The organism is Chitinophaga sp. (assembly GCF_036566945.1).
Classification (GTDB): domain Bacteria; phylum Bacteroidota; class Bacteroidia; order Chitinophagales; family Chitinophagaceae; genus Chitinophaga.
The window spans coordinates 1-7,050 of sequence record NZ_DATCVJ010000226.1 but is presented as its reverse complement, the minus strand read 5'-3'; the positions used below and the strand labels follow the sequence as shown (position 1 = coordinate 7,050).

Genomic DNA, 7,050 nt, shown 5'->3' with positions numbered 1-7,050 from the left:
GAAATAGGGTTAGGTTTTTCTCCCTGATAAATAACAGGGAGCTTCCCTGGATTTTCATACAATAATTTAAGAACCTGTATTCCTTATCAGAAAAGGAATACAGGCCATGTTATATTCAATTTACCCGGACAACAATGATTTGGGAAGATAAAAAGATTAGCGTAGATATAAGCGGATAAGATTTTTGCTTATATCTACGCTAATCTTTTTTAATCCTGTAAAACAAAATCTTGAAAATCATCAACATCAGTATAATCCTGAGTAAGACAAAAACTCGTTCTATACAAAATCCATATGCGGATACTGCATCCGGAGGATTTCCTTATCATTCGCCCCCAGCCACTTACTTAACAGCGTAGCATATACGCTCTTGAAGTCTACCTTATATTGCAGATCACCATCTTTCAAATTCATCAGATCGGGTCCTTCATTGATCACCCCCGGCTGCTTTAAGCCTCCGCCTATTAAAAACATATTATTTGCCGTGCCATGATCGGTACCACCACTCGCATTCTGACTTACCCTGCGGCCAAATTCAGAAAACGTCATCACCACTACATCCTGGAAACGGTTATTCTTCTTCAGGTCCCCGGTAAATACAGTCAGCGCATCACTTAACTGCCCGAATAATCGCGCCTGTTGATCTTCCTGATTAACATGGGTATCAAAACTACCATGTGATACATAATAAACTTTTGTATTGATGTCCGACATCACAAGGTTGGCAATGGTTCTCAGATTTTTACCCAGTTCTGTATTGGGGTAAGCTTCGGCAGATTTATAGGTTTTAAATTGCTGCTGAATATACGCCGCGGAGGAAATCGTTTCCCCCATGGTTTTATACAGGTAATCTACGTTACTATGATGATCGTCCCCAGCAGGATGTTGCTGCAACAGATCTTTAAAGTATTGATCGTTGCTGGTACCGAACAACCGCGTAGGATCGGTCACAGCGAGCCCTTTATCACTATCTCCTTTTAAAGCAAGACTCAGCGTATCATCTATTTCAAGCGCCTGCGTTGGTTTATTGCAACCTTTGCATTGAGCATCCAGGTAACGCCCTATCCAGCCATCAGACCAGTATTCATTTGATTGACTGGCAGAATGCCAGATATCCATAGAACGAAAATGCGAACGGTCCGGATTGGGGTATCCTACATTATTCAGGATGCCTAATGATCCATCGTCGTACAATGCCTTCAATCCTTTTAAGGCAGGATGTATGCCCAGGTCATCATTCAACGACAACGCTGCTTCTCTCTTTATACCCAACGATGGCCGGGAGCTGTAATAAATATCATTGCGATAGGGGATGATGGTATTAAGTCCATCATTGCCGCCGGATAATTGAATGATCACCAATATCTTGTTGCCGGGAGGAACCAGCGTACCTCTTTCCAGCGCTTTCAGGAATTTGGGCATCATCACTGCAGCCGAAGCCAGCGAGCCTACCTGTAAAAAACGACGCCTGTTAAGAATCAGCATATAGTGTTTTTTAGCGTTTAGCTTTTAGCTGTTAGCTATTAGCCTGCATTGTTTTAGCTGTTAGCTTTTAGCTATTAGCTGTTAGCCTGCATTGTTTTAGCTGTTAGCGATTAGCTGTTAGTTATTAGTTGTTAGCAACCCGCATCGGCTGCTATTAGCCATTCGCTCCCAGCTAAAAGCTAATAGCTAAAAGCTAACAGCTAGCCTAACACAATTGATATTCCGGTGTACTCATCACATCGATGGTCACCGTTTTAATATAATTTTCCCGGCTACTGCTATCTGCATATTTCTCCAGCAACGACTTGTTAATATTGTTGGTTTGTTGCAGCAATAGGCCGGCAATTTCGTTCGCCAGATTTTCGCGTGGTACCTCGCTGAAGCTTTGTATATAAGGGGTCCAGTCGATGGTGGCATTCACTTTTTTCGCAAATTGTCGTTTTAAAAAGTCGTTGATCTGCAACGTCATTTTATAATTACTGCCTTCGCCCATTTCCGGTGTTAACTCTTTGGGCATCACATTAAATGCCTGAGAATACAAAATCACCTGCGGCACACGTAAGCGAAACATCAGGCTGGAACTGTCGATCCAATTGCGCCCGCCCGGCCAGCCGGCCACATTGGGTGGATAAAATAATAATTGCCCCAGTACCCGCTGAAACAATAACATGGTTTCTTCCTTTTCAAAAGTCATGGGTACTGCCCGGCGAATGCCTACCAGCAATTCCACCGGCGATTTGATGCGATTACCGACTATGCTGTTGTCGTAAAACCAGTCGGCCATGAAGATATCCCGCATCAACGATTTTATGTTGTAACCGGAATGATAAAATTGGTCCGACAACTTTGCAATACGTTCTTCATCCACCGTTTCGCTAACAAAATATTTATAGATTTTTGTGGTGATGAACCTGGCGGTCTGCTTTTGATCCAGCAGTATTTTCAGTACATCATCTCCATTAAAATTACCTTCCTTTCCTAATAATGATTTGATGCCATCATCATGTTGTTTTTCGCGGAACGAAAATGTGCCTTCCGCATCAAAGCCCCATCCCGTAAAGGACCTGGCAGCTTCCTTTACATCTTTTTCAGAATAATTACCTCTTCCCAGTGTAAACAGTTCCATCACTTCCCGTGCAAAATTTTCGTTGGGATGTTGTTTACGGTTTTGCTGATTATTAAGAAATTGCAGCATGGCGGGACTTTTGGATACTGCGCTCAGCAGTTCTCCGAAATCTCCCAGTGCGTGATCGCGTATCACCCCCAGCAATTGCTGATTAAACAATATATTTTGTGTACGGCACGCAAAATGTCCATGCCAGAAAAGGCTCATTTTTTCGCGCAGCGGGTGTTCACTTTTTATCATGGCACTCATCCAGGCCACATTTAAATCTTTAATACCCTGGGTGTTCATCTGCCGGAGATTTTTTCTTTCTGCCGGTGTCATGTCTTTGAGCCTCCGGTAGTCCGGAAGATCGCCAACAGTCACCACATCTACCGATGCAGGTGTTTTTTTAACAGGGCCTATGAGCACTTTATTCACAATTTCTTTTCGCCTTCTGCTTTCCCAGTCTGAGATAACGGGAAGGGTTTCTCCAAAGCCAGCGCGCCAGGCGAGATGTTGCAACTGATTTTTGTGGGCAACTTCAGCCATAAACAATGAATTTATAGTAAGACTGCCAAATGTATGGCGGGTTTAATGGATCGTTTATATTATCGTTGTGCCAGTGGATCACACGCAGGAAAATTGAACGCCGGCGTGTATACATCATCGTTACATCAGGCATTTTACTGCCAGAATGGCTACATACCTGGTAACGGCTTCATTTTAAAAATAGGTTGGTGTTGGAATGGCTCAACGAAACTTCCAGACCTGGTAACTACTTCCTTTTTCAAAAACATGTTGTTCCAATGGCAGCGTAAGAAAAGCATCTGCTTTCAATAAACTGGCCAGGTCGCCGGAACCCTGGTAGGGCTGCGGAATGGCGATCACACGGCCATCAGGCTGTGATTGCAGTTTTACCGGCAGATAATATTCCAGGTCAGCATCGAAGGTAACTTTTTCTGCCAACTGCGCATAGCATGGTTCTGGTAAAGGAGCGCCCATAGCGGATTGTATCCATGGTTGCACATATCGGTAAAAGCACATAAATCCTGATACCGGATTGCCTGGTAAGGCAAACACAACAGGGCCATCGTTGAAACGGCCAAACAGGAAAGGTTTGCCAGGTCTTTGCTGTACTTTATGAAATACCTGTTGCATGTCCAATTGCTGTAAAACAGCAGGTAGATAATCAAATTTCCCCGCACTCACTGCACCGGAGCTAATCCAGATATCTGTTTCTTCCAGGAGAGATTGCAATTGTTCCCGCATTTCGTCTTCTTCATCGGGTAGATGGATGTAACGGGCTTTGATGCCCATATGCTCCAATGATGCCAGCATGCTATATACGTTGGACATACGCACCTGGTGAATGGCCGGCGTGGTATGTACAGGTACCAGTTCGTTACCGGTAGCGATCAATACTACCCGTGGCTGTTTGCTTACCAGCACCTGCGTTTTCCCTACAGTGGCCAGTACGCCTGCTTCTGCTGGCCCTATCATTGTACCTGGCGGAATGAGTACCGCACCGGTAGCTATATCAGATCCTATGCGATGAATATTCTGACCCTTTTTAACTGTTTTATGCACCGTAAACCGCCGAAAGCCTTCATGCTCCGTTGGTGTAAGGTGTTCGTAGGGAATCACGGTATCCGTCATTTCCGGGAGAATAGCCCCCGTCATCACTTCTATACAATTGGCCGTATTGGAGAGTTGTAACTGCGGTGTACCCGCAGCCTGTACGTCTTCCACGCCAAAAATATGCTGTCCCCGGGCAAAGCTGTCGTAGTTTACCGCGATCCCGTCCATCGTAATACGATCGAATGGCGGAAATGGCCTGTCGGCCAGGACGGGCTCCCGCAAAATACGACCGGTAGCGGTTTCGAAAGGTACCATTTCCGTACCCAGGTCCCGCACCGTTTGTATCACAGCCTTAAATGCAGCAGCTACAGTCAACATCATTTTGAATTACTTTTGTAGAAGGTGAACTTGTTTAAATTTATGCTTTTATGTCCAATGAATCAAGTGGTGGTTTTTCTCACCTGAATGAAAGTGGCCAACCGGCTATGGTAGATATCAGTGGCAAATCGGATACTTATCGTATAGCCGTTGCCGAGAGTCGTGTTTTTTTACCGCAGATAATACGTGACCAGTTCCAGGGGCAGGACATCCAAACCCGTAAGGGTGGCGTATTCCAAACCGCTATCATTGCCGGCATTATGGGCGCCAAAAAAACACCGGAACTGATTCCGCTTTGTCATACCTTACTACTGGATGGCTGCGATGTAAAAATACAACTGGAACACGAAGAAGCGGTTATCCGCTGCACCGTTAAAACCACTGGTAAAACAGGCGTGGAAATGGAAGCCCTCACCGGCGCCAGCATAGCAGCACTCACCATTTACGATATGTGTAAAGCACTGACCCAGGATATGGTTATCAGAGAAACCAAACTGATCAGCAAAACAGGGGGGAAACATGACTACACAAGATAATATTCCAGCGCTAAAAGGATTGGTGCTCTGCGGCGGTTTCAGCACCCGTATGCACGAAGATAAAAGTACGATTGCTTACCATGGCATGCCGCAATGGCAATACCTGGTAACCCTCTTGCAATCTTATTTAACGGAAGTATCTATTTCCTGCAGAGCAGCGCAACAGGATAATTTTTCTAACTATCCACACCTGATACCAGACAGTGTTTCCTTTGGCGGTCCTTCCGCCGGTTTGCTCAGCGCCCATGCCGCACAACCATCAACAGCCTGGCTGGTAATCGCCTGCGACTTGCCGCTGCTGAGTCAACAAAGCCTGGAATTACTGATCCAATCAAGAGACCCGGCTAAAGCAGCCACTTCTTTTATCAGCCCTTTCAATCAGTCGCCAGAACCACTAATCGCCATCTGGGAACCCGCCGGATTAGCTGCATTGCAGCAAAATGTGACCGCAGGCAAAAACTGCCCACGCAAAACCATGCTGAATATGGATATCGCATTGCTGGAAAACCCTTATGCTATGGAGCAGTTTAATGCCAATACGCCGGAAGAAAAAGCGGAAGTATTGTCGAATTTGGGGTTGTAGAGAAATTACAATGAGGCAGCGGGCCCGATATCGATCCATCCCTGGCTGGCCGATTTCTCCGGACAACCAACGCCGCTAAAAGACCTCAAGCAATTTCCCCATCTGCAAAAAATTCCTTTTTCCAGATAGGTACGGTTTCTTTCAGGGTATCGATCACATATTCACAGGCATCAAAGGCAATACCCCGGTGGGCGGAGGCTACTGCGATCACAACGGCTATATCTCCCGGATATTTATCTCCAACTGCATGCAACATCACCAGTTTCTGAATGTCCCACTTTTCCTGTACCTGCGCCGCTATTTTCTGCATCTCAGATATTGCCATAGCTTCATAGCATTCGTAGTACAACTTCAGGACTTCCCTTTGCTTGGTATGGTTGCGCACTGTTCCCGCAAAAATAACCTCACCACCACATTCGGGCGACTGTATGAAATCAAGTGCTTCCTGCACCGTGATGATATCTTTAATGTTTATTAATACCTGCATCTTATAAATAATAAAAATCAGACCTGTTACATCCGGGGATCTTTGCTAATAGCAGCTAAAGATCACTGTTAATCAATACGCTACAACACCGACCTGTTGAAATTACTTTACACAGTGGAAGGGTCCTCCCGATCGTTTCAACGCAGCAATCAACACCATTTAACCTCCACTTACAGGCGGTATTACAGCAATTTCGTCCTGGGCGCCAATCAGTTGGGCATCTGTTGCATAAGTCCTGTTGACCGCTATCATCATGGATTTGAGCTGTTGCAGGGACGGATACACGTTGTACAGCCACGCCTTCAGCGCTGCCACATCTGTGATATGATCCGGCTTTTCCAGCACCGGCACACCAGCAATATCCTTTGCTGCTCCAAACAATAATATCCCCATACTCGTTAAATTGTTGGTTAAAACTACAATATAGCCCCGATAAAGTAGTAATTTTAATACGGCAGTTAAATCATTTTTATGAAAATACGGATAAGAGGAAATAGCATCAGATATCGCCTGGATAAAACAGACATCGAGTTACTGGAAACGATCGGCAAGGTGGAATCTATCACACATATCGGTGCTGGTGTACTCCATTTCTGCGTTCGTGGTAAAGAGATCACCGATCCCATTATCAAGCTGGAACAGGACGGCGTTCATTTGCTGATACCTCTTACGCGCCTCAACGCCTGGTATGCACCGGAAGAGGTGGGATTTGAACTCATTCTGCCCAATACCGACGGAACAGAACTAAAAATCCTGGTAGAAAAAGATTTTAAATGCCTTACAGAGAGAAACGAAGACGAAAGCCAGTCATTCGATAATCCGATGGCCGGCCAAAATTGTTGATAAAAATGCTCACGGATGCTCATCATCGCACTATTGATTACGTTAGACTGTCGGT

The 7,050-nt window shown here is 45.2% G+C and carries 8 protein-coding genes; 3 read left to right on the top strand and 5 right to left on the bottom strand.

Annotation, left to right across the window (positions count from 1 at the left end; translation table 11 throughout):
* Positions 1–279 precede the first annotated feature (279 nt).
* From VIP81_RS06495 to VIP81_RS06485, 3 genes are all read right to left on the bottom strand, one after another.
* Positions 280–1,485, bottom strand: coding sequence for a DUF1501 domain-containing protein (locus tag VIP81_RS06495; RefSeq protein WP_331957659.1), 1,206 nt, complete (start codon positions 1,483–1,485; stop codon positions 280–282).
* Between the two features lie 205 nt (positions 1,486–1,690).
* Positions 1,691–3,139 carry a DUF1800 domain-containing protein gene (locus tag VIP81_RS06490; protein ID WP_331957658.1) on the bottom strand — a complete coding sequence of 483 codons (1,449 nt, stop codon included), beginning with the start codon at positions 3,137–3,139 and terminating at the stop codon, positions 1,691–1,693.
* Positions 3,140–3,340: 201 nt separating this feature from the next.
* Positions 3,341–4,549 carry a molybdopterin molybdotransferase MoeA gene (locus tag VIP81_RS06485; protein ID WP_331957657.1) on the bottom strand — a complete coding sequence of 403 codons (1,209 nt, stop codon included), beginning with the start codon at positions 4,547–4,549 and terminating at the stop codon, positions 3,341–3,343.
* 47 nt (positions 4,550–4,596) lie between these two features.
* On the opposite strand from VIP81_RS06485, the gene moaC reads away from it, so the two are divergent.
* Together moaC and VIP81_RS06475 are read left to right on the top strand one after the other, a co-directional pair.
* Positions 4,597–5,082 carry a cyclic pyranopterin monophosphate synthase MoaC gene (gene moaC / locus VIP81_RS06480; RefSeq protein ID WP_331957656.1) on the top strand — a complete coding sequence of 162 codons (486 nt, stop codon included), beginning with the start codon at positions 4,597–4,599 and terminating at the stop codon, positions 5,080–5,082.
* Positions 5,066–5,665, top strand: coding sequence for an NTP transferase domain-containing protein (locus VIP81_RS06475; RefSeq protein ID WP_331957655.1), 600 nt, complete (start codon positions 5,066–5,068; stop codon positions 5,663–5,665). The genes moaC and VIP81_RS06475 overlap by 17 nt, the downstream gene beginning before the upstream one ends.
* Before the next feature lie 85 nt (positions 5,666–5,750).
* Here the strand turns inward: VIP81_RS06475 and VIP81_RS06470 are convergent, their stop codons facing one another.
* Together VIP81_RS06470 and moaD are read right to left on the bottom strand one after the other, a co-directional pair.
* Positions 5,751–6,152 (bottom strand): molybdenum cofactor biosynthesis protein MoaE, encoded by a 402-nt coding sequence (locus tag VIP81_RS06470; protein ID WP_331957654.1) that lies wholly within the window; start codon positions 6,150–6,152, stop codon positions 5,751–5,753.
* 159 nt (positions 6,153–6,311) lie between these two features.
* Complete coding sequence (moaD, locus tag VIP81_RS06465; protein ID WP_331957653.1) at positions 6,312–6,545, bottom strand: molybdopterin converting factor subunit 1; 234 nt, start codon at positions 6,543–6,545, stop codon at positions 6,312–6,314.
* Between the two features lie 78 nt (positions 6,546–6,623).
* Between moaD and VIP81_RS06460 the strand changes: the two genes are divergently transcribed.
* Positions 6,624–6,995, top strand: a complete 372-nt coding sequence (locus VIP81_RS06460; RefSeq protein ID WP_331957652.1) for a DUF7009 family protein — start codon at positions 6,624–6,626, stop codon at positions 6,993–6,995.
* The last annotated feature ends 55 nt before the right edge of the window (positions 6,996–7,050 follow it).

What these genes read in the sequence shown, in the direction of transcription:
- VIP81_RS06495 (WP_331957659.1), bottom strand. Translation starts at nt 1,485, where the DNA reads ATGCTGATTCTTAACAGGCGTCGTTTTTTACAGGTAGGCTCGCTGGCT.
- VIP81_RS06490 (WP_331957658.1), bottom strand. Translation starts at nt 3,139, where the DNA reads ATGGCTGAAGTTGCCCACAAAAATCAGTTGCAACATCTCGCCTGGCGC.
- VIP81_RS06485 (WP_331957657.1), bottom strand. Translation starts at nt 4,549, where the DNA reads ATGATGTTGACTGTAGCTGCTGCATTTAAGGCTGTGATACAAACGGTG.
- moaC (WP_331957656.1), top strand. Translation starts at nt 4,597, where the DNA reads ATGTCCAATGAATCAAGTGGTGGTTTTTCTCACCTGAATGAAAGTGGC.
- VIP81_RS06475 (WP_331957655.1), top strand. Translation starts at nt 5,066, where the DNA reads ATGACTACACAAGATAATATTCCAGCGCTAAAAGGATTGGTGCTCTGC.
- VIP81_RS06470 (WP_331957654.1), bottom strand. Translation starts at nt 6,152, where the DNA reads ATGCAGGTATTAATAAACATTAAAGATATCATCACGGTGCAGGAAGCA.
- moaD (WP_331957653.1), bottom strand. Translation starts at nt 6,545, where the DNA reads ATGGGGATATTATTGTTTGGAGCAGCAAAGGATATTGCTGGTGTGCCG.
- VIP81_RS06460 (WP_331957652.1), top strand. Translation starts at nt 6,624, where the DNA reads ATGAAAATACGGATAAGAGGAAATAGCATCAGATATCGCCTGGATAAA.